Genomic DNA, 22068 nt, shown 5'->3' on the forward strand with positions numbered 1-22068 from the left:
GCGATCCAGATCGTCCCGTTAGGCTTCGGCGCCAATCGCCGGGCATTCGGGACACCGACGCTTCATTAGATCGTGACCCGGCGAGAACGCGCAAGGGTTGCGAGACGCGAAATTCGGCCTGCCGCCCTGCGTGCAGTGCAACACGGCAGCCTGAGGTCAGCCCACCCCCAGCGATTTAAGCTTACGGTGGAGAGCTGAACGCTCCATGCCGATGAACTCGGCGGTGCGCGAAATGTTTCCGGAGAAACGGGCGATCTGCGCCATCAGATATTCGCGCTCGAAGATCTCGCGCGCATCGCGCAGCGGCAGGCTCATCAGCTTCTCGCCGCCCGAACCGGAGGGGGTCGTCGGCACCATGGCGCCGACCTCGGCCGGCAGCATGTCGACCGTGATCTCGGCCATCGGATCGCCCTTGGTCAGGATCATCAGCCGCTCGACATTGTTGCGGAGCTCCCGGACGTTGCCGGGCCATTCATGCGACTGCAGGATCGCCATGGCGTCGCCACCCATCCGGCGTTTCGGCAGGCCGGTCGCGACCGAGATCTGGTCCATGAAGAACTCGATCAGCTCGGGCACGTCCTCGCGCCGTTCCGACAAGGCCGGCACGCGGATCGGTACCACGCCGAGCCGGTGATAGAGGTCCTCGCGCAGCAGCCCGTCAGCGATCAGCTTGGCGAGGTCACGGCTGCTGGAGGAGATGATCCGGACGTCGACATGGACGCGGGTCGCCCCGCCGACGCGCTGGAAGTTCTGGTCGACCAGCACGCGCAGAATGCGGTTCTGGGTCTCGCGCGGCATGTCGCCGATCTCGTCGATGTAGAGCGTGCCACCATGGGCCTCTTCGAGCGCGCCGACGCGGCGCGAGCGGCCGTCGCCGCCCTCGACGCCGAACAGCTCTTCTTCCATGGTCTCGGGCGTAATCGTCGCCGCGTTGATCACGACGAAGGGGCCGGACGAGCGGGTCGAGGCGTCGTGCAAGGTGCGCGCGGTCAGTTCCTTGCCGCAACCCGGCTCGCCGGTGATCAGCACGCGGGCATTGGTCGGCGCGACGCGCTCCAGCGTCTGGCGCAGCTGGTTGACCGCGGTCGAGCGGCCGACGATCCGGCTGGCCTGGACCGAACGGGTCTTGAGATCGCGCACCTCGCGCCGCAGCCGCGAGGCTTCGAGCGCGCGCTCGGCGACGAGCACGAGCCGGTCGGCCTTGAACGGCTTCTCGATGAAGTCGTAGGCGCCGCTCTTGATCGCCGAGACGGCGGTCTCGATGTTGCCGTGGCCGGAGATCATCACCACCGCGAGGTCGGGGTGGCTCTCCTTGATCAGCTCCAGCACCTGCAGCCCGTCGAGCCGGCTGCCTTGCAGCCAGATGTCGAGGAAGACGAGGTTTGGTCGCCGCGCCGCGATCGCGCCCAGCGCCTCGTCGGCGGAGCCCGCCTTGCGCGTCCGATAGCCTTCGTCCTCCAGGAGGCCGGCCACCAGTTCGCGGATATCGACCTCGTCGTCGACGACGAGAATGTCAGCACTCATGCCTTCGTCCCGTTCACTTGTCTTGTGGCGGAATCCGCCGTGCTATTGCCAGTTTCTGATCTGTCTTCGCCGGCCGGCGGCGGGCCGGTCTCGATGAACCAGAGCTTGATCCGCGCGCCGCGGGCGCCGTCGGGCCGGTCGAGCAGCTCGATGCCGCCGCCATGGTCCTCGAGGATCTTGCCGACGATGGCGAGGCCGAGCCCCGTCCCGCCGTCGCGGGTGGTCATGTAGGGCTCGAGCAGCTTCTGGCGCTGATCGGCCGGCAGACCCTTGCCGTTGTCGAGAATGTCGATGACGATCCGTCCATCCTGCGTCCGTTCGAAACCGATCTCGATGCGCCCCTTGCCGCGCTCCTCGGTCGGTACGGCCTGGATCGCCTCGGTCGCGTTCTTGATGACGTTGGTCAGGGCCTGCGAGATCAGGCGCCGATCGAAATGCGCCAGCACCGGATTCTCCGGCAAAGTGTCGGAGATGTCGATCTCGGGATTGCCGACCCGCATCAGGAAGATGACCTGCCGTGCCGTCTCGACGATGTCGTCCCGCGCCAGCGATGGCTTGGGCATGCGCGCGAAGGAGGAGAACTCGTCGACCATGCGGCGGATGTCCTCGACCTGCCGCACGATCGTGGCGGTGCACTGGTCGAAGATCTCCTTGTCATCGACGATGACGCGGCCGAACTTGCGGCGGATGCGCTCGGCCGAGAGCTGGATCGGGGTCAGCGGGTTCTTGATCTCGTGGGCGATGCGACGGGCGACGTCGGCCCAGGCGGCTGTGCGCTGCGCCGAGACGAGATCGGTGATGTCGTCGAGCGTCACCACCAGCCCGGCTCCGGCCCCCTCGCCTTCGCGCGTCGCCCGGATGTTGAGCATGCGCTCGCGGCCACCGCGGGTGATCGCGGCCTGGCTCGAGCTCAGGCGCTGGCGGTTGGTCAGCGCCTCGGAGACGAAGCCGGCGATCTCCGGCACGACGCGAGCGACAGGCTCGCCGAGCAGACGCCCGCCGCCGAGCAGGGTCTCGGCAGAACGGTTGCTGAGCGTGATATGCCCGTCCTCGTCGATGCCGAGCACGCCGGAGGAGACGCCGGACAGCACCGTCTCGGTGAAACGCCGGCGCCGGTCGATCACCTCACTTGCGGTGACGAGCCCGTCGCGCTGGCGACGCAGCTCCGCGGTCATCTTGTTGAAGGTCTCGCCGAGATGAGCGAGGTCACCCTCCGATCGTCGTATCGGTACCTGGACGTAGAAATTGCCGCTGGAGACCTGGTCGGTCGCGTGAATCATTCGCCGGATCGGCGCGACGAGGCCGTTGGCGAAGTTGAGGCCGAGCCAGATCGCCGAGAGCAGCAGAATCACCGAGATCAGCGCGTACATCGAGGCGAAGGCGATCTGCACGCCCTTCCGGCGTGCGTCGATGCCGAGATACTCGACCGCTGCACCACGGGCGACGGCCGGAAATTCGACCGCGAGCGGGTCGACCTCGCGGGCGACATAGAGGAAGGCGCCGTCATAGCTCGGCAGCTTCATCAGCGCGCCGAAGACCCGGCCGGTCGACGGCAGCACGCAGATTGGCTCGGGCGAGCTCTGTGCATCGTCGAAAGCGTCGGCATTCGGCTTGTGGGCATCCGGCAGGACGTCGATATTGGCCCGGACGAGGATGTTGTCCGGCGGCTTCATGATCCAGGCCACCGGCAGGCCGAGCGCCGTGGCGCGCGCCGTCAGGAAGTTCTCGAACCAGCGCCGGTCAGCGTCGTAAGCCGTCTTCGCCCGCCCGAGATCGTCCGCGAGCAGCCTGATTTCGCGACCGAGCGAGCGGCATTGCCCGGTGGTGTAGGCGTCGGCGACCTCGACGGATTTGAAGATCACGTCGCGCATGCGGTCGGAGAACCAGGGCTCGAGGCCGCGCTCCAGAGTCGCAGTTGCGATGATCGCGACGAGCACCGCCGGCAGGGCGGCGACGATGCTGAACAGGCTGACGATCCGCACATGCAGGCCCGCGGCGGCCACACCCTTGCGCCGGGCGCGGATCAGCACCGCCGCTTCGAAGGCGACGATGGTCAGCAGCAGCAGGATCAGCAGGCCGTTGATGACGAAGACGCCGACCACGACCTCATGGACCGGCGCGACCGGGGTCGCGCCCGAAAGCACGAGGAAGGTCGTCAGCGCCGAGACCAGAGCGAAGCCGACGACGAGCGCGCCGAGCCAGCCCGAGACCCGGCGAGGCGGGTCGTCGGTCCGGGGCGTCATGCGCATGTCACCGGTCGAGGTCGTCAAGGCTATGTCGAGGCTCCGTTGCCTGCGGCCCTCACCTCATGGAGGCTACCGCACGGCGCACTGATGCGCCGCCGCAACGGTGTTGTCAAAATATGACAGATGCAAGGCAGCCACAGTGCGAGAGCTCATTCGACCAGCTTGCGGTACAAGTTGGTCGGAAAGAATGGTCTCTCATTCAAAGCGGAGACGGATTCATCGATCAGATTGAGCCAATCTGATCGGATTCGGCTCTTGCCTCAGCGCGGCGAGCGCATCACCTGCATGTCGAGCTCGCGGATCTTCTTGCGCAAGGTATTGCGATTAAGTCCCAGCAGCTCGGCGGCACGAATCTGGTTGCCGCGCGTCGCCGCCAGGGCCGCGGCGATCAGTGGCGGCTCGATCTCGCGCAGAATGCGGTGATAGAGCCCGGGCGGGGGAATCTGGTCGCCGAAACCGCCGAAATACTGGCTGAGATGGCGCTCGACCGAACCTGAGAGGGTTTCGGACCGCTCCGGCGCACTGCCGCCTCCGGCTTGGATCGGGCCTCCGCTCGCCGGTTGCAGTTCGGCCTCGACGATCGGCGCCGTAATCGTGTCCTGCGGATAGAGCGCGGCCAGTCGCCGCACCAGGTTCTCCAGCTCGCGGACATTGCCGGGCCAGCGATAGCGCCGCAGCACGTCCATCGCTTCCGAATCGATCTGCTTGCGCGGCAGGCCCTCCTTCTCGACCAGCGCGAAGAAATGGCGGACGAGGTCCGGAATGTCTTCGACCCGCTCGCGCAAGGGCGGCAAGCGGATCGGCACAACGTTGAGGCGGAAGAACAGGTCCTCGCGGAAGAGGCCGTGCGCGATCGAGATGCGCAGATCCTTGTTGGTCGCGGCGACGATGCGGACATTGGTCTTGATCGGCGTGCGCCCGCCGACCGTCGTGTACTCACCCTGCTGTAGCACGCGCAGAAGCCGCGTCTGCGCCTCCATCGGCATGTCGCCGATCTCGTCGAGGAAGAGCGTGCCGCCCTCGGCCTGCTCGAAGCGGCCGGAGGAGCGGGTCAGTGCACCGGTGAAGGCGCCCTTCTCATGGCCGAACAGCTCCGATTCGATCAGGTCCTTCGGGATCGCCGCCATGTTGATCGCAACGAAAGGCCCGTTGCGGCGTTTGCCGTAATCGTGCAGGGCACGGGCGACCAGCTCCTTGCCGGTGCCGGACTCGCCGTTGATCATCACGGTCAGGTCGATCGGCATCAGGCGCGCCAGCGCGCGGTAGACGTCCTGCATCGCCGGCGAGCGGCCGACCAGCGGGATGTCCTCGGGCTCGGCGGGCTGATTGCGCGGTACATCGCCGCGCGGCCGCGACAGAGCCCGCCCGACGATGGCAACGAGCTCCTTCAGGTCGAACGGCTTGGGCAGGTATTCATAGGCGCCGCGCTCGGAGGCCTTGATCGCGGTCATGAAGGTGTTCTGCGCGCTCATCACGATGACCGGCAGCTCGGGCCGGACCCGCTTGATGCGCGGCAGCAGGTCGAAGGCGTTGCCGTCCGGCATCACCACGTCGGTGATGATGAGATCGCCGAGCCCTTGCGCAGCCCAGGTCCAGAGCGTCGCCGCCTGGCCTGTCGTGCGGACCTCGTACCCGGCGCGGGCGAGGGCCTGGTTGAGGACGGTGCGGATCGCGGCATCGTCGTCGGCGATGAGAATGTTACCCGTCGGCATGCGTTTTTCCGTGTCCTACTCGTTTTTCACCCAAGTCGAGGCGGCTTCGCCTCGTGCAGGGGCAATCGAATGCGGAATGTCGTGCGTCGCGGCGCGGACTCGCATTCGACGATTCCGCCGTGATCGCCGATCACCTTGGCGACGAGTGCAAGTCCAAGGCCACTTCCCTGCGCCTTGGTGGTGACGAAGGGATCGAACAGGTGCTGGTGCAGGTCGGGCGGCACGCCCGACCCGTTGTCGCGGATGCCGATCTCGAGCGGCAGAGCGAGGCGCGCGCCGGAGCCTGGCGCCTGCATGCGGATGCCCGGGCGATAGGCAGTGGTGAGCGTGATCTCGCCGTCAATGGCGTCGCTGCCGATCGCCTCGGCCGCGTTCTTGACCAGGTTGAGCAGCACCTGGACGAGCTGGTCGCGATTGCCGGCGACCGGCGGCAGCGAGGGATCATAGGCCTCGCTGAAGCGGATGTGGCGGGCGAAGCCCGATTGGGCCAGCCGCTTCACATGGTCGAGCACGTCATGGACGTTGACCGGCCCGCGCTCGGCCGGCCGGTCGTCGCCGAACAGTTCGACGCGCTCGACCAGCTTCACGATCCGGTCGGCTTCGTCGCAGATCAGCTGGGTCAGCAGGCGGTCATCGTCCTCGACCGAGGCCTCGAGCAGCTGAGCCGCGCCGCGGATGCCCGAGAGCGGGTTCTTGATCTCGTGCGCCAGCATCGCGCCGAGCGCCGTGATCGAGCGAGCTGCCCCTCTATGCGTCAATTGCCTGTCCATTTTTTCGGCAATTGTCCGTTCTTGCAGCAGAAGCACCACGGCATCGGGTTGGCTGGGCAGCAGCGAGGCAAAGACGTCGACCACCCGGTCGAGGCCGAGCCGGGGCAAGGCGAGCTCGAGCCGGTACTCGCTGACGCTGGCGCCGCGCCGCTGCACCTCTTCGACCAGCGTCAGAACCGGCGAGCCGAAGGCGACGAGATCGTCGAGGCGCTGGCGCTTCAGGACGAGCGCGCTGGCCTGGAAGAAATCCTCGGCAGCGGTGTTGGCGTAGAGGATGCCGTGCCCCTCCCCGATCACCAGAACGGGCATGGGCAGGACGTTCAACGCCTGGACTTCGAGAAGATCGTACAAGGCCCCGTGCCGCCCTTCCGCATCGTCGTTGAACATCGCCATCGTCATATGCGGGACTTTCGTGATCAGGCGGCAGCGCCGAGACGGTCGGTCGAGAACAGCCGTCCGAGCGCGGTGATGGCGTGGGCGGGCTCGTTGGTGGTGAGGAGCTCGCGGCGGGCGGCCTCGTCCGGCTCCAGCCCGCTGGCGAGCGCCTCGTCGGCATAGGCGGCCAGATGCTTGCGGGCGTGGCGGACGCCGGTCTCGCGTCCCATCAGGGACAGGAGGCCCTCATAATGCTCGCGGGCGATGTCGTGCTTGGCGGCGAGCGACATCCTCGCCGGCTCGCGGCCGGCGAGCGCGGCGCCGATCGCGCCGGGCAGCCAGGGGCGGCCCATCGCGGCGCGCCCGACCATGACGTAGTCGGCACCCGACGTCTCGAGGCAGGCCTGCGCCTGCGCGAGCGTCGCGATGTCGCCATTGGCGACCAGCGGGAACGTCCCCGCGGCGCGCACCGGGCGGATCGCCGCCCAATCGGCCTGGCCCTTGTAGAATTGCTGGCGCGTGCGGCCATGGACGGCGATCGCAGCCGCGCCGGCCATCACGGCGCGGCGAGCCAGCTCCGGTGCGTTGCGGCTGGCATCGTCCCAGCCGAGCCGCATCTTGACCGTGACCGGCACTTTCACCGCCGCGACGACCGCCTCGACCAGGCCGATAGCGTGATCGAGATCGCGCATCAGCGCTGAACCGGCCCAACCGCCGACGACCTTTTTCGCCGGACAACCCATATTGATATCGACGACGTCTGCGCCCGACGCCTCTGCCACCTGCGCAGCTTCCGCCAGCCAGCGCGCCTCGCAGCCGGCGAGCTGGACGACGTGCGGTGTGACGCCGGAGCCCTCGGCCCGCAGCCGGGCCTCCTCGCTGCCACGGACGAGTTCGTCCGAAGCGACCATCTCGGACACGACGAGCCCCGCGCCGAAGCGCGCGGCGATCCGGCGCATGGCCAGATCGGTCACGCCCGACATCGGTGCGAGGAAAGCGCGCGACGCCGGCAGCAGCCCACCGATCGCGGCCTGATGCTCGCCCGGATTTGGCTCGCCTGAATTTGAGGCAGTTTCCATTGTGCTGATTTATTGGACAAATGCTGCGCCGCGCAAGAGAATTTCACGTCATATTGCAATGCAATATCCACATGTGCGGCAAGGGCTCGCGGCGCCGCCTCCTGCTTCCGAACGGCGACGGCTTGGCGGCAGGCCTTTGCCGTCCTATCAGCGAGGCCCTGAATAGCGGAGCCAAGAGGATCGATGACACCGGCCATCGCAGCCCTGATTGTTGCCGCCGGGCGCGGATTGCGCGCCGGCGCCGAGGCTTCCAAGCAGTATCGGCAGCTTGGCGGCGCGCCTGTCCTGTGCCGCACGCTTGCTCCGTTCCTTGCCGACGATCGCATCGGCACGGTGCTGGTGGTGATCGGCGCTGGCGACGGCGTTCGCTACGACGAGGCGATCGGCCATCTGCCGGAAGCGACCCGTGGCCAGCTGACCAGACCGATCGACGGCGGTGAGACCCGGCAGGATTCGGTTCGCGCCGGGCTGGAGGCGCTCGCGGCCACAGGGTTCGACGGCTGTGTGCTCGTGCATGACGCTGCCCGCCCGTTCGTCTCGCCGGCCCTGATCGAGCGGGCGCTTGCGGCAAGCACTGAGCATGTCGCCGCCATCCCGGCGCTCGCCGTCACCGACACCGTCAAGCGCGTCGACGCCGCCGGCCGCATCGAGGAAACCCTGCCGCGCGAGCAGCTCGTCTTCGTGCAGACGCCGCAGGCCTTCGCCTTCCAGCCCCTGCTCGCCGCGCACAGGGACGCGCATGCGGCCGCTGCCGGCGGCTTCACCGACGATTCCGCCATCATGGAATGGGCAGGCCACTGGGTCGCGACCTTCGCCGGAGATGCGATGAACCTGAAGCTGACCTATCCCGGCGATTTCGAACTGGCCGAGCAGCGCCTCGCCCGCCCGCTCGTGACCCGCACCGGCACCGGCTACGACGTCCACGCCTTCAGCGACGGCGACCATGTCTGGCTCGGCGGCGTCCGGATCCCGCATAGCCGTGGCGTCACCGCTCATTCGGACGGCGACGTCGCCCTGCACGCGCTCACCGACGCCGTGCTGGGGGCCTTGGCCGACGGCGACATCGGCAGCCACTTCCCGCCGAGCGATCCGCAATGGCGCGGCGCCTCCTCCGATCGCTTTCTCGCCTTCGCGGCGGACCGCGTCCGGCAGCGCGGCGGCAGGATCGACCATCTCGACCTGACCGTCATCTGCGAAGGGCCGAAGGTCGGCCCGCATCGCGAGGCGATCCGCGCCCGCATCGCCGAGATCGCCGGCCTGCGTCTCGACCAGGTCGGGGCCAAGGCGACGACCTCGGAGCGCCTCGGCTTCACCGGGCGTGGCGAGGGCCTCGCCGCGCTCGCCACCGCCACCATCCGCCTGCCCGAGCCGGAGTGAGGCCATGTTCGATCTCGACATCCGTTCGCTTGCCGCCGAACTGCTGAACATCTCCCGCGAACGCGGCATCACCGTCGCAACGGTCGAATCCTGCACGGGCGGGCTCGTCGCAGGCGCGCTGACGGCGATTTCCGGCTCGTCCAGCATGGTGCTCGGCGGCCTCGTCACCTATTCCAACGAGGCGAAGACAGTGCTGGCCGGCGTTCCGGCCGAATTGATCCGCCGGCATGGCGCGGTCAGCGAGCCGGTCGCGCGCGCCATGGCGGAGGGCGGCCGGGAGCGCTTGTCGTCACGGCTCGCCGTCTCGATCACCGGTATCGCCGGCCCGGACGGCGGCAGTGAAGCGAAGCCGGTCGGGCTGGTACATTTTGCCTGCGCCAACGGCGCGACGACACTGCACCGCGAAAAGCGATTCGGCGCCCAGGGGCGCGACGAGATCAGGCGCCTCAGCGTGCTGGAGGCGCTCGACCTGCTGCGCGAGGCTTCGCTCAGCCTGAAGTGATCGAGGCGGTCGCGCCGCCAAGGCCGTAGATCATGTCCGCGCGCTTCTCGAAGGCTTCGGCGAACTTGCGGAAAGCCTTGTCGAACATCGCGCCCATCAGCAGGCCGAGCATGCGGCTGGCGAATTCGTAGGAGATGAAGAAACCGACCTCACAGCCGGGATCGAGCGGCTTGAAGCTCCAGCGATTCTCGAGATAGCGGAACGGTCCGTCGACATACTCCACCAGGATCTTGCGATTGGCGGGGTCGAGCGTGACGCGGCTGGTGAAGGTCTCGCGGATCGCCTTGTAGCCGACCGTCATGTCGGCGAGCAGCACCTCGCCGCCGCCCTCACGCGGTGTGCGCCGGCGGACCGTCAGTCCCTCGCAGAGCGGCAGGAACTGCGGATACTTCTCCACATCCGCCACGAGCGCATACATCTCTGCGGGCGAATGCTTCACCCGGCGGGTGCTGTTGAACATCGGCATGGGACTTAAGCCGATCAGCCGCCGAGCTTGGCCGCGCGCGCCGCCTTCAGCCGGGCGAAGTCCTCGCCGGCATGGTGCGAGGAGCGCGTCAGCGGCGTCGAGGAAACCATCAGGAAGCCCTTCACATAGGCGATGGTCTCGAAGCTCTTGAACTCGTCCGGGGTGACGAAGCGCATGACCGCATGATGCTTGCGCGACGGCGCCAGGTACTGGCCGATGGTGATGAAGTCGACCTCGGCCGAGCGCAGGTCGTCCATCAGTTGCAGGACCTCGTTCCGCTCCTCGCCGAGACCGACCATGATGCCGGACTTGGTGAAGATGGTCGGGTCGAGCTCCTTCACCTGCTGCAGCAGCCTGAGCGAGTGGAAATAGCGGGCTCCGGGGCGCACCTTCAGGTACTTGCCAGGCACCGTCTCGAGATTGTGGTTGAAGACGTCGGGCTTGGCCGCGACGACGACTTCGAGCGCGCCGGGCTTGCGCAGGAAGTCGGGCGTCAGGATCTCGATCGTCGTGCCGGGCGAGGCCTTGCGGATCGCCCTGATCACCTGCGCAAAATGCTCGGCGCCGCCATCCTTGAGGTCATCGCGATCGACCGAGGTGATCACGACATGTTCCAGGCCGAGCTTGGCGACGGCGTCGGCGACCTTGCGCGGCTCCTCATGGTCGAGCGCCGCGGGCACGCCGGTCTTGACGTTGCAGAAGGCACAGGCGCGCGTGCAGGTGTCGCCCATGATCATGAAGGTGGCGTGCTTCTTCTCCCAGCACTCACCGATATTGGGGCAGCCCGCCTCCTCACAGACGGTGACGAGCTTCTCGGCCTTCACGATCTTCTGGGTCTCGGCCCATTTCGGCGAGCCCGGTGCCTTGACCCGGATCCAGTCCGGCTTGCGCAGGATCGGGTTTTCCGGCCGCTTCTGCTTTTCCGGATGGCGCAGCTCCACAGCCGGCTTCACCTCGGATTTCGGGTTGCCGGCATTGGGGCGCGGATCGCGGTTGAGGAGATCGAGCACGACGGCCATGGACGGGTCCGTAATTGGCGCCGCGCAACAGGGCGCGGCCACTCCCGTCTAGCTAATGCCGAAGTGCGGCGCGGGCAACCCGCGCGCACCGGGAGTCAGTTGCGCACCGCGCGCCAGACCACGATGAGCAGGCAGGCGCCGGCGATCGCAGCGGTCAGGGTGCGCCAGAAGCCGAAGACCGGGATATCCAGCAGTTCGGCGATCCGGCTGCCGACGAAGGAGCCGGCGACTCCAACGATCATGTTGGTGAAGAGCCCGTGATCCGACGAAGTGACGCGCTCGGCGATCCAGCCGGCGATCATGCCGATCAGCAGCGTCATGAAGAAGCCGTAGCCCGGCGTGCCGAGCGCGGCATAAATCTGGTCGTTCATGGTAGTCCCCCTGCCCTCGAAGGCCGGCCATCCGGCCGCCGTTCACAACGCACCGAGCGTCGCTTGGTTCCTGCTTCAGGCGATGAAGCGCGCCAGCAGCACGACCAGGATCGCGCCGATCACCGCCATCGCCATCGAATCGAGAAAACGGTAGCCGGTGCTCGCCCGCCAGCCGGTGAGGTGGACAATGCCCTGCCCGACCAGCATGCCGAGCAGGCCGACCACGGCATGGCGCAGGAAGCCGCCGCCACCGACGACGATACTGGCGATGAAGCCCGCGGCAGTGCCGAACGCGACCGGTGGCAGCAGCCGGCGCCAGTCGAACGTCAGACCCCGCCGTGGAGGCAGGATCTCGACCTTCTCGTCTGGGACGATCTTGTCGGGCTTGGCGGATTTTCGGGCGCGGCTCATCGGCGGGATATGGCCTGTGCCGCGCCTGAATTCCAGCGCCCGGCGATCAGGCGACCAACCGGGCCAGGAACACCACCACGATCGCCCCGATCGTCGCCGTGATAATCTGCGAGATCAGCGGGTTGCCGATGCCGAGGTTGATGCCGAGCGCCGACAAAAGGAAGCTGCCGACGAAGGCGCCGATCAGGCCGGTGATGATGTAGCGGATCAGCCCGCCGCCACCCATGACGATGCTGGCGAGCCAACCGGCGACGGCGCCGATAGCGATGGCAACCAGAATTGCACGCAAATCCATGACAACCCTCCCGATCAGGCCCTAATCATTGCCGGGCCGGGGTGAAGCGCGGATGAATGCGCGTTCCGGCTCAGGCGTTCAGCACCTTGCCATAGGCGTCGAGCACAGCCTCCTTCATCGTCTCCGACAGGGTCGGATGCGGGAAGATGGTGTGCATCAGCTCTTCCTCGGTGGTCTCGAGGTTCATCGCGACGACGAAGCCCTGGATCAGCTCGGTGACTTCCGCGCCGACCATATGGGCGCCGAGCAGCTTGCCGGTCTTGCCGTCGAAGATCGTCTTGACCATGCCGCTGTCTTCGCCGAGCGCCACAGCCTTGCCGTTGGCGACGAAGTTGAAGCGGCCGACCTTGAGTTCGTGGCCGGCCTCCTTGGCCTTCGCCTCAGTCAGGCCGACGCTGGCGATCTGCGGGTGGCAATAGGTGCAGCCCGGGATCATCGCCTTGTCCATCGGGTGCGGATGCAGGCCCTTGATCGCCTCGACGCAGATCACTGCCTCATGCTCGGCCTTGTGCGCCAGCATCGGCGGGCCGGCGACATCGCCGATCGCATAGATGCCCTTCACATTGGTACGGCAGAGCCCGTCGATGGCGATCACGCCGCGATCGAGCTTCACGCCGAGCGCCTCCAGGCCGAGATTCTCGACATTGGCGACGACGCCGACCGCAGAGATCATCCGCTCGGCTTGAATTGTCTGCTTGTTGCCCTTGTCGTCCTCGACATGGGCGGTGACGGAGTTCGCCGACTTCTCGACCTTGGTGACCTTGGTCGAGGTCAGGATCTTCATGCCCTGCTTCTCGAAGGCCTTTCGGGCGAAGGCACCGATCTCGGCATCCTCCACCGGCACGACCTGCGGCAGGACCTCGACCACCGTCACCTCGGCGCCGAGCGTGCGATAGAAGGAGGCGAATTCGATTCCGATCGCACCCGAACCCATCACCACCAGCGATTTCGGCATGGTCGGCGGCACCAGCGCCTCGAAATAGGTCCAGATCAGCTTGCCGTCCGGCTCCAGCCCGGGCAGCGCGCGCGGGCGGGCGCCGGTCGCGACAATGATGTGGTCGGCGGTGTAGGTGCCCTCGCCCTTGGCGCCCTTCGGCACCGGCCCCTGCGGCTGCATCGCCGGCTTCTTGGTCGGCGCGACCACGATCGTGTTGGCCTTGGTGAGCTTGGCCTCGCCCCAGATCACGTCGACCTTGTTCTTCTTCATCAGGAACTGGACGCCGTTGTTCATCCTGACCGCGATGCCGCGCGAACGCTTCACCACGGCCTCCAGATCGGCCTTGAACGAGCCTTCCAGCACCAGCCCGTAATCCTTGGCGTGCTGGCCATAGTGCAGGATCTCGGCCGAGCGCAGCAGCGCCTTGGTCGGGATGCAGCCCCAGTTCGAGCAGATGCCGGCAAGGTGCTCGCGCTCGACGATCGCCGTCTTGAAGCCGAGCTGCGCCGCGCGAATCGCCGCGACATAGCCGCCGGGGCCGGAGCCGATGATGATGATGTCGTAGTCAGCCATGGGAGATGCCTCGGCTCTTTCTGCCCATTGCGGGCAGTGTTGATGTGCGGGGCTGGGCCCCGGTCGAATTTCGTCTACGGGCCAGCGATCCGCAGCGCCGGCCCGCGCGCCGGCAGCGGCAGGCCGAGCAGGCCGTCGACCACGGGCGCGAGCGCGAGGCCGATCGCGCGGGTATTGTCGGCGTCGAGATGGATGCCGTCCGCGCCGGTCACGGTCGCGACCGCCGCCGCGTCGAAGAAGTTGACGCCGATCTCGTCGGCGATGCGGCGGTAATAGGTCGCCAGCAGCGCCATCTTCTCGGGCGCCCCCTCCATGAAGAAGTTGGCCTCGTGCTCGGGATCATCCGGCCTGCGCACCAGCGGCGGCGCGACGATCAGCACCTCCGGCACCGGCATGCCTGGCTCGACCGGCGGTCTCTGCGCCACCTGCGCCAGCATCCGCATCGAACGGGCGACGTCGTAGGGCGCCAGCGAGTGCTGACGCTGGCAGTCGTTCGTGCCGAGCATCAGGATGACGAGATCGAGCGGCGCATGACACTCGATGAAGAGCGGCAGCAGCGAGATGCCGGAGCGATAGGGACGCAGCGGATCGTCGAGCGCGATCCGCCGGCCGTTGAGACCTTCCTCGATCACCGTGGCATAGCCGCCGAGCGCCTTCTCGAGCACGCGCGGCCAGCGCACATCGTCGCCATGCCGCTCCGGCCGGTTGGCGATGCGGCCCCAGGTCAGGGAATCGCCGAAAGCAAGGATGCGAGCCTGGCGGGTCATCGCCGCCTACACCAGCATCGCCATCGGCTTCTCGATATAGCCCTTGAAGGCTTGCAGCAGCTCGGCGCCGAGCGCGCCGTCAACGGCGCGGTGGTCGGTCGAGAGCGTCACCGACATCACGGTCGCGACGGCCGGCTGGCCGCCCTTGACGATGACGCGCTGCTCGCCGGCGCCGACCGCCAGGATCGTCGCATGCGGCGGGTTCACCACAGCGGCGAAGTCCTTGATGCCGAACATGCCGAGATTGGAAACGGCCGTGGTGCCGCCCTGGTACTCTTCGGGCTTCAGCTTGCGCGCCTTAGCCCGTGCCGCCATGTCCTTCATCTCATTGGAGATCTGGGAGAGCGTCTTGTGGCAGGCGTCGCGGATGATCGGCGTGATCAGCCCGCCCGGAATCGAGACCGCGACGCCGACATCGGCGTGCTTGTGCTTCAGCATCGCGCCTTCGGTCCAGGAGACGTTGGCATCGGGCACCGCCTTCAAGGCCAGGGCGAGAGCCTTGATCACCATGTCGTTGACCGAGAGCTTGTAGGCCGGCTTGCCGTCCTTCTCCGGCGCGGCGGCATTGAGCTCGGCGCGCAGCTTGAGCAGCGCGTCGAGCTCGCAATCGAGCGTGGCGTAAAAATGCGGGATGGTCTGCTTGGCTTCGGTCAGGCGCCGCGCGATCGTCTTGCGCATGCCGTCATGCGGGATCTCTTCATAGGAGCCCGGCGCGAACAGCTTCTTGGTCTGCTCGTCCGAGGGGCCGGTCGCGAGCGGCGCGGCCGCAGGCTTCGGCGCGGCCGGAGCACTGGCTGCGGGAGCTGGCGCAGCCTTGGCCGCTCCGCCCTGCTTGGCGGCCTCGATGTCCTTCTCGACGATGCGGCCATGCGGGCCGGAGCCCTGGACCTTGCCGAGATCGATGCCGGCGTCCTTGGCGAGGCGGCGTGCCAGCGGCGAGGCGAACGGCCTGTCGCCGCCCACGCTCGGCCTGCCACCGGTGTTGAACCCGGCCTCGGCGGTCATCTGCGGCGTCGATTCAGGCTTCGGTTCGGCCTTTGGCGCAGCGCCGTCCGCCTTGGGCGCTTCGGCCTTGGGCGTTTCGGCTTTCGGAGCATCGGCCTTGGCCGGTGCGGAAACGCTCTTGGCGTCCTCGCCCTCGCCGGCGATCACGCCGATCACCTCGTTGACGGCGACGTCGGCAGTGCCCTCAGGCACGACGATCTTGGCCAAAATGCCCTCGTCGACCGCCTCGACCTCCATGGTCGCCTTGTCGGTCTCGATCTCGGCGATGATGTCGCCGGACTTGATCGTGTCGCCTTCCTTCTTCAGCCACTTGGCGAGATTGCCCTTCTCCATCGTCGGAGAGAGCGCGGGCATCAGGATGTTGGTCGGCATCGGTCAGCCCTCTCTCAGCGATAGCAGACGGCCTTGGCCGCCGCGACGACATCGCCGATGTTCGGCAGTGCCAGCTTCTCGAGATTGGCGGCGTACGGCATCGGCACGTCCTTGCCGGTGACGCGCGCCACGGGCGCATCGAGATAATCGAAGGCCGCTTCCATGATCTTCATGCCGATCTCGGCGGTGATGCCGGACTGCGGGAAGCCTTCCTCGACCGCGACGCAGCGATTGGTCTTCTGGACCGAGGCGATGACGGTCTCGATGTCCATCGGCCGGATGGTGCGCAGGTCGATGACCTCGGCCTCGATGCCTTCCTTGGACAGCGCCTCAGCGGCGCCGAGCGCATAGGTCATGCCGATGCCGAAGGAGACGATGGTGACGTCGCTGCCGGGCCGCACGACCTTGGCCTTGCCGATGGGAACCAGGAAATCATCGCCCTTGGGCACGTCGAAGGAGCGGCCGTAGAGGATCTCGTTCTCGAGGAAGATGATCGGGTTGGGGTCGCGGATGGCGCTCTTGAGCAGGCCCTTCGCGTCGGCAGCGCTGTAAGGCATCACCACCTTGAGGCCCGGCACGTTCGAGTACCAGGCGGCATAGTCGTGGCTGTGCTGGGCGCCGACGCGGGCGGCAGCGCCGTTGGGGCCGCGGAAGACGATCGGACAGCCCATCTGGCCGCCCGACATGTAGAGCGTCTTGGCGGCGGAGTTGATGATGTGGTCGATCGCCTGCATGGCGAAGTTGAAGGTCATGAACTCGACGATCGGCTTCAGGCCGGTCAGCGCCGCGCCGACACCGATGCCGGCGAAGCCGTGCTCGGTGATCGGGGTGTCGATCACGCGGCGGGCGCCGAACTCCTGCAGCAGCCCCTGCGTGACCTTGTAGGCGCCCTGGTACTCGGCGACCTCCTCGCCCATGACGAAGACGTCGGCATCGCGGCGCATCTCTTCGGCCATGGCGTCGCGCAGCGCCTCGCGCATCGTCATCGAGACGACCTCGGCGCCGGCTGGGAATTCGGAGGAGGCGTCATAGGACTTCGCCTGGGCTGGAACGCTCGCTGCCGCGGCAGGCGCCGGGCTGGCAGGCGCCTCGGCTGCCTTTTCGGGCTCTGCCGGTTTCTCTGCCGCCTTGGGTGCGGGAGCAACTGCCTTGGCAGCGCCGCTTGCGGCGGAGGCATCCTCACCATCGACTGCGATCACGCCGATCGGCGTATTGACCGCGACGTTGTCGGTGCCATCGGCAACCAGGATCTTGGCGAGGACGCCCTCATCGACCGCCTCGACCTCCATGGTCGCCTTGTCGGTCTCGATCTCGGCGATGATGTCGCCGGCCTTGATCTTGTCGCCTTCGGCTTTGAGCCATTTGGCGAGCTTGCCCTGTTCCATGGTGGGTGACAGGGCGGGCATCAGAATGTCGATCGGCATGAACGCACCCGGAGTTCTGGAGTGGCCGCGAGGGCCTCGATGTCGGGGAGGAAGCGAGGCCCGGCTTTACGCCTGCGCCGGCTCCAGCAGGATGTCGGTGTAGAGCTCGGAGACGTCGGGCTCGGGATCATGCGTCGCGAATTCGGCCGCGTCGTTGACGATCTCGCGGATCTTGGCGTCGATCGCCTTGAACTCGTCCTCGCCGAGCTTGTGCTCGCGCGTCAGGCGGCCGCGCACCTGCTCGATCGGGTCGTGCTCCTCGCGCATGCGCTGGACCTCGTCCTTGGAGCGGTACTTTGCCGGATCGGACATCGAATGGCCGCGATAGCGATAGGTCTGCATTTCCAGGATGTACGGACCCTTGCCGGTCCTGGCGTGCTCGATGGCGCGCGACGCCGCCTCGCGTACGGCGCGGACATCCATGCCGTCGACCTGTTCGCCGGGAATGCCGAAAGAGACGCCGCGCCTGGAGAAGTCGGTCTGCGCCGAAGCCCGGTTCACCGAGGTGCCCATGGCGTAGCGGTTGTTCTCGATCACGAACACGACCGGCAGCTTCCAGAGCTGGGCCATGTTGAAGCTCTCGTAGACCTGGCCCTGATTGGCGGCGCCGTCGCCGAAATAGGCCATCGATACGCGTCCGTCCTGGCGATACCAGTTGGCGAAGCCGAGACCGGCGCCGAGCGAGACCTGGGCGCCGACGATGCCGTGGCCGCCGTAGAAATTCTTCTCGCGGCTGAACATGTGCATCGAGCCGCCCTTGCCGCGCGAATAGCCGCCGCGCCGCCCGGTGAGCTCGGCCATCACGCCGCGCGATTCCATGCCGCAAGCGAGCATGTGGCCGTGGTCGCGATAGCCGGTGATGACCTGGTCGCCATCCTTGGAGGCCATCTGCATGCCGATCACCACGGCTTCCTGGCCGATATAGAGATGGCAAAAGCCGCCGATCAGGCCCATGCCGTACATCTGGCCCGCCTTCTCCTCGAAGCGGCGGATCAGCAGCATCTCGCGATAGGCGTGAAGTTCCTCGTCCTTGTTGAAGGTCGGCACGTTGGGGATCGCCTTGGCGGGTCCCTTTCCAGCGCTCTTTGCCGCTGCTCTCGCCGGCGCCTTTCCGGCTGCCTTTGCAGTTACTCCTGCTTTCGTCTTCCGTGCGGCAGTGGCCATGAACGGCTCCTCCAAGCTCTACTGCTTTGGTTGTAGAGGAAGCCAAAAGCCTTGGCGAGACGGGTATCTCGCACTGCAACATCACTTAAGCTTTTGTATTTTCTATCGAAATGTCATTTAACTGATTATCAGTTAATCGATCTTTTTGCGACCATTGACGCTAGGAAAGCCGGTTCGAAGCCGGATAATCAGGCAGGCGCAGTCCTGGCGGCAAAGCCGCCTCTCGCTGCGGGATGGGATCGTGTCTTACCGGCCGACTTGCGGCCCGAGCGCGCCGAGACCGCCTCAGCGCCCCATGATAACGACGTCGTTGCGATGGATGCGGCCGAGCATCGCACGCGCCCTCTCCTCGAGCAGATCGCGATCGACGGCTTCGTCGCGCATCAGGCTCAGGCGCTTTTCCCAATCCTGCCGCTCGGTGGTCAGGCTGGCGAGTTCCGCCTCCATCTCGCCGAGCTTCTCGCGCAGGCCGCCCAAGGTCTCGAGCCCGCGCGCGCCATGCTGCGCATGGAACAGGAAATAGCCGACCACGGCGCTCGACACGAGATAGAGCGCGAGCGTGACGAGGATGGAGCGGAGACCGCGGCGGATGACCATGCCGCCACGGTAGAGTCGCTTGGTTGATGCGCCGTTAACGCGGTGCGCCGACGACGGTCAGGGCCGGGTCGTCCGGGGCCGCCTCGCCCCGCCCCAGAGCGATCAGGTCGGCCTCGATCCGGCGCGCGATCGGCAACCGGTAATGCGCCGGATCCCAGTAGTTGGAATCCTCGCGGGTGAGCACCGAGGGATGCGCATAATCGGCGACCACGGCCTTTTGGCGCGCCGCGATCGCCGTAATCTCAGCCTTGCAGGCCGCGAAGCGCTGCCAGGCGGCGCTCCCCTCGCGCGGCATCGCGCCGGCATGGACCGGCGGCAGCACGATCAGGCGCCGCGTCGTGGCTGGAAAAGCGGCCAGGCCCTGCTCCAGCCAGGCGAGCGCCGGGAAGCGCCAGCTCGCCCGTTCCTTGGCCGGCGCCGCCGCAGGCGGCGATTGCGGCGCCAGATCGGGCGCCTGGCCGTGATAGAGATGGAAGCGGGCCCGGGCGAGGTCATAGGTCGCCTCGGGCGGGGTGAAGACCTCGTAGCCGTCGCCGCGCAGGCGCTGCGGCTGCAGGCCGAGCCGATGGGCGGCAAGCCGCAGCGCGATCTCGAGCGTGGTGAAATTGAGCTGCTTTGCCCAATCGTTCCAGGCATTGTCGTCATAGAGCCAGGGCGGGAACGGCCGCGGCGTCAGCCGGCGCGCCTCGTCGGTCGCATCGGCCTCGCACCATGTCTGGTCAATGCCCCAGATCACCAGCTTCGGCGCGGCGACGCGGTGCGCGAACAGGCCGGCGAGTTGGCTCTGCTCCCAGGGTGTCGCGGCGTTCATGCCGAGATTGGCGAAGCGGGCGGACAATCCCTTCGACAGGATCTCCGGGTCGAGCAGCCGCATCGTTGAGGTGCCCAACACCGCCGAATCGAAGGCGCCCGACTTGACGATCTGCGGGTACATGAAGCGCTGGTTGAGATCCATCAGCGGCCGGGCCGGCTGCCCCGCCTGCACCCGCGTGCCATAGGGATCGAGTGCGACGATGAAACCGAGCAGGAGCGCCGTCAGCATCAGGGCGGCGATCGCGAACGCCCTGATCCAGCCGCGCCAGCCTTGCTGGTCACCGCTCGAAGCCACGTCTGTCATGTGCTGGTTCGCCATCGCCGCGGCTTCTGCCACGATGCGTTCGCCGGAACAATGTTGACCCGCGCGCGCCACCTGCCTATGTCAGCGCGCCAGGGCAAACTGAGTTGGCGCGCTGCACGGTCGCTTCGGCGATCGGGCGAACAGAAGGCGCGCCGGTGAGGGCGGGTAGCTCAGTGGTAGAGCACGTGACTTTTAATCATGTGGTCGAGGGTTCGATCCCCTCCCCGCTCACCAAAATCAAAGCCATTTGAAATCAATGGCTTGGGCCGGCTTTATCGCATTGCGCGACAACGTGCGAAGGGGCTGAACGCCCGCTCTTGCCTTGATCAGACCCTGAACAAATCAATCCTGCCGAGACTAGGCCGATTCCAGGATTGACCTCGGAGACATCGCTTGCCCGGACGTCGTCCCGGCGCAAGCGTCAGCCTGCTGCCTTTCGAGCCTTCGCCGCGGCCCGGAAGGCCGATGCCCAGCCCTCGCGCTCCATCTGCCGACCACGCGCCACGGCGAGCGCATCGGGCTTGACGTCGCGGGTGATGACCGAGCCCGAGCCGATATAGGCGCCAGCCCCGATCGTCACCGGGGCGACCAGAGCGGAATTGGAGCCGATGAAGGCACCCTCGCCGATGATCGTCTTTGCCTTGAAGAAGCCGTCGTAATTGCAGGTGATCGTGCCGGCGCCGATATTGGCGTTCGCACCGATCTCGGCGTCGCCGATATAGGTCAGGTGGTTGACCTTGGCGCCCTCGCCGATCGACGCCGCCTTGATCTCGACGAAATTGCCGACCCTGACGCCCTTGGCCAGGTCCGCCCCCGGCCGCAGCCGCGCATAGGGGCCGATCGAGGCGCCCTGCCCGACGCTGGCACCTTCGAGATGCGAGAAGGCGTGGATGACGGCATTGTCCGCGACCTTGACCCCCCTGCCGAAGACGACATTGGGCTCGATCACAACGTCGCGGCCGATCTGCGTATCGTAGCTGAAGAACACGGTCTCGGGCGCAGCTAGCGTGGCGCCAGCCAGCATAATCTCCAGCCGCTTGCGGTGCTGGAAATCGGCCTCCACCGCCGCGAGCTGAGACCTGTCGTTGACGCCCTGCACCTCCGCCTCGGGCGCAACCTGCGCTACGGCCTTCAAGCCCTGGGCGCGCGCCACCGCGACGGCGTCGGGCAGATAGTATTCGTTTTGCGCATTGGCGCAGCCGATCGCGTCGAGGATGGCGAGCGCCTTGCCGCCGTCGAGCGCCATCAGCCCGGCATTGCACAGCGTGATCCTGCGCGTCGCCTCGTCGGCATCCTTGTGCTCGACGATTGCCTGCAACTCGCCGTCCTGCGTGACGAACCGGCCATAGCCGTTCGGATCGCTCGCCTCGAAGCCGAGCGCAGCGACGGCCACGCCGCCGTGCAGGGCCTTGCGCAGGTCGGCGAAGGTCGAGGGACGCACCAGCGGCGTGTCGGCGAAGGCGACCAGCACATCGTCATGATCGCCCGCTAGGCTGTTGCGGGCCGCGAGCACCGCATGCGCCGTGCCCCTGCGCTCGGCCTGGACGAAGATCGCGGCGTGCGGAGCGTGCCTCTTCACCTCGGCCGCGACGTCGGGGCGATCGGGCCCGATCACCACGGCGAGCGCATCGGCGCCGGCGGCAGTCACGGCCGCCAGGGCATGGCCGAGCAGCGAGCGGCCCGCCACCTCGTGCAGCACCTTGGGCCGCGCCGATTTCATCCGGGTCCCCTCGCCCGCCGCCAGCACGATGGCGAGACAGGTCCGGGCGGGCTGCATTTCCGTCATGATCGTCCTGTCACATGCTCTCTGGTGTCTCGATTCTAAAATTCGCCACCGCCCGATATCAAGTGCGGAGCGAATTTCAGAATCGTCAGGGACACTAGCAACTCTTTGATTTCTAGTGCCGTTCTTTGATTTCGAAGTTCGCTCCGCATCTGATACCAACCGGGAGCGAACTTCGAAAT

The 22068-nt window shown here is 66.9% G+C and carries 20 protein-coding genes and 1 tRNA gene; 3 read left to right on the plus strand and 18 right to left on the minus strand.

The features are described 5' to 3' along the window. Nucleotides 1-156: 156 nt before the first annotated feature. The 5 genes from ASE66_RS27180 to dusB all read right to left on the minus strand — a co-directional run bounded on the left by ASE66_RS27180 (nt 157) and on the right by dusB (nt 7706). Nucleotides 157-1524 (minus strand): sigma-54-dependent transcriptional regulator, encoded by a 1368-nt coding sequence (locus ASE66_RS27180; RefSeq protein WP_057192823.1) that lies wholly within the window; start codon nt 1522-1524, stop codon nt 157-159. After that, nucleotides 1521-3767 (minus strand): sensor histidine kinase NtrY-like, encoded by a 2247-nt coding sequence (locus ASE66_RS27185; RefSeq protein WP_244495075.1) that lies wholly within the window; start codon nt 3765-3767, stop codon nt 1521-1523. Before ASE66_RS27185 ends, ASE66_RS27180 begins: the two co-directional genes overlap by 4 nt. 263 nt (nt 3768-4030) lie before the next feature. Then, nucleotides 4031-5482 (minus strand): nitrogen regulation protein NR(I), encoded by a 1452-nt coding sequence (ntrC, locus tag ASE66_RS27190; protein WP_057192825.1) that lies wholly within the window; start codon nt 5480-5482, stop codon nt 4031-4033. 26 nt (nt 5483-5508) lie between these two features. Beyond that, the gene (locus ASE66_RS27195; RefSeq protein WP_244495098.1) at nt 5509-6561 is read right to left on the minus strand and encodes a two-component system sensor histidine kinase NtrB; all 1053 of its coding nucleotides are present in this window, start codon (nt 6559-6561) and stop codon (nt 5509-5511) included. Between the two features lie 107 nt (nt 6562-6668). Next, on the minus strand, nt 6669-7706 hold the full coding sequence (gene dusB, locus ASE66_RS27200; RefSeq protein WP_057192826.1) for a tRNA dihydrouridine synthase DusB: 1038 nt from the start codon (nt 7704-7706) through the stop codon (nt 6669-6671). Nucleotides 7707-7889: 183 nt separating this feature from the next. Here dusB and ASE66_RS27205 point away from each other — a divergent pair, with 183 nt between their 5' ends. Together ASE66_RS27205 and ASE66_RS27210 are read left to right on the plus strand one after the other, a co-directional pair. Beyond that, nucleotides 7890-9083, plus strand: a complete 1194-nt coding sequence (locus tag ASE66_RS27205) for a bifunctional 2-C-methyl-D-erythritol 4-phosphate cytidylyltransferase/2-C-methyl-D-erythritol 2,4-cyclodiphosphate synthase (protein ID WP_057192827.1) — start codon at nt 7890-7892, stop codon at nt 9081-9083. A gap of 4 nt (nt 9084-9087) precedes the next feature. After that, on the plus strand, nt 9088-9585 hold the full coding sequence (locus ASE66_RS27210) for a CinA family protein (protein WP_057192828.1): 498 nt from the start codon (nt 9088-9090) through the stop codon (nt 9583-9585). On the opposite strand, the gene ASE66_RS27215 is transcribed toward ASE66_RS27210, so the two are convergent. From ASE66_RS27215 to ASE66_RS27270, 12 genes are all read right to left on the minus strand, one after another. Further along, a complete protein-coding gene (locus tag ASE66_RS27215; protein ID WP_057192829.1) occupies nt 9572-10051 on the minus strand; it encodes a type II toxin-antitoxin system RatA family toxin in 480 nt (159 codons plus the stop codon). The genes ASE66_RS27210 and ASE66_RS27215 overlap by 14 nt on opposite strands. Nucleotides 10052-10065: 14 nt before the next feature. Further along, nucleotides 10066-11070, minus strand: a complete 1005-nt coding sequence (gene lipA / locus ASE66_RS27220) for a lipoyl synthase (protein WP_057192830.1) — start codon at nt 11068-11070, stop codon at nt 10066-10068. A 95-nt stretch (nt 11071-11165) separates the two neighbouring features. Continuing rightward, the gene (locus ASE66_RS27225) at nt 11166-11441 is read right to left on the minus strand and encodes a GlsB/YeaQ/YmgE family stress response membrane protein (protein ID WP_057192831.1); all 276 of its coding nucleotides are present in this window, start codon (nt 11439-11441) and stop codon (nt 11166-11168) included. A 75-nt stretch (nt 11442-11516) separates the two neighbouring features. Beyond that, complete coding sequence (locus ASE66_RS27230; RefSeq protein ID WP_057192832.1) at nt 11517-11852, minus strand: GlsB/YeaQ/YmgE family stress response membrane protein; 336 nt, start codon at nt 11850-11852, stop codon at nt 11517-11519. A gap of 46 nt (nt 11853-11898) precedes the next feature. Then, complete coding sequence (locus tag ASE66_RS27235) at nt 11899-12147, minus strand: GlsB/YeaQ/YmgE family stress response membrane protein (RefSeq protein WP_057192833.1); 249 nt, start codon at nt 12145-12147, stop codon at nt 11899-11901. 70 nt (nt 12148-12217) lie between these two features. Further along, complete coding sequence (gene lpdA, locus ASE66_RS27240; RefSeq protein ID WP_057192834.1) at nt 12218-13657, minus strand: dihydrolipoyl dehydrogenase; 1440 nt, start codon at nt 13655-13657, stop codon at nt 12218-12220. A gap of 74 nt (nt 13658-13731) precedes the next feature. Next, a complete protein-coding gene (locus tag ASE66_RS27245; RefSeq protein WP_057192835.1) occupies nt 13732-14424 on the minus strand; it encodes an SGNH/GDSL hydrolase family protein in 693 nt (230 codons plus the stop codon). 6 nt (nt 14425-14430) lie between these two features. Beyond that, complete coding sequence (locus tag ASE66_RS27250; protein WP_057192836.1) at nt 14431-15801, minus strand: pyruvate dehydrogenase complex dihydrolipoamide acetyltransferase; 1371 nt, start codon at nt 15799-15801, stop codon at nt 14431-14433. Between the two features lie 14 nt (nt 15802-15815). Further along, complete coding sequence (locus ASE66_RS27255) at nt 15816-17225, minus strand: pyruvate dehydrogenase complex E1 component subunit beta (protein ID WP_057192837.1); 1410 nt, start codon at nt 17223-17225, stop codon at nt 15816-15818. Between the two features lie 66 nt (nt 17226-17291). Next, nucleotides 17292-18389, minus strand: a complete 1098-nt coding sequence (gene pdhA, locus ASE66_RS27260; protein ID WP_057192838.1) for a pyruvate dehydrogenase (acetyl-transferring) E1 component subunit alpha — start codon at nt 18387-18389, stop codon at nt 17292-17294. A gap of 285 nt (nt 18390-18674) precedes the next feature. Continuing rightward, entirely contained in the window at nt 18675-18986 is a 312-nt protein-coding gene (locus tag ASE66_RS27265; RefSeq protein WP_057192839.1) for an FtsB family cell division protein, read from the minus strand. Nucleotides 18987-19020: 34 nt separating this feature from the next. Next, nucleotides 19021-20103, minus strand: a complete 1083-nt coding sequence (locus ASE66_RS27270) for a hypothetical protein (RefSeq protein WP_156412348.1) — start codon at nt 20101-20103, stop codon at nt 19021-19023. A gap of 159 nt (nt 20104-20262) precedes the next feature. On the opposite strand from ASE66_RS27270, the gene ASE66_RS27275 reads away from it, so the two are divergent. Further along, a tRNA-Lys gene (locus ASE66_RS27275) sits at nt 20263-20337 on the plus strand. Nucleotides 20338-20524: 187 nt separating this feature from the next. Here the strand turns inward: ASE66_RS27275 and glmU are convergent. Beyond that, entirely contained in the window at nt 20525-21880 is a 1356-nt protein-coding gene (gene glmU / locus ASE66_RS27280; protein ID WP_057193449.1) for a bifunctional UDP-N-acetylglucosamine diphosphorylase/glucosamine-1-phosphate N-acetyltransferase GlmU, read from the minus strand. Between the last annotated feature and the right edge of the window lie 188 nt (nt 21881-22068).

Origin of the sequence: Allobosea sp. Root483D1 (assembly GCF_001429505.1) — a bacterium.
Taxonomy (GTDB): domain Bacteria; phylum Pseudomonadota; class Alphaproteobacteria; order Rhizobiales; family Beijerinckiaceae; genus Allobosea.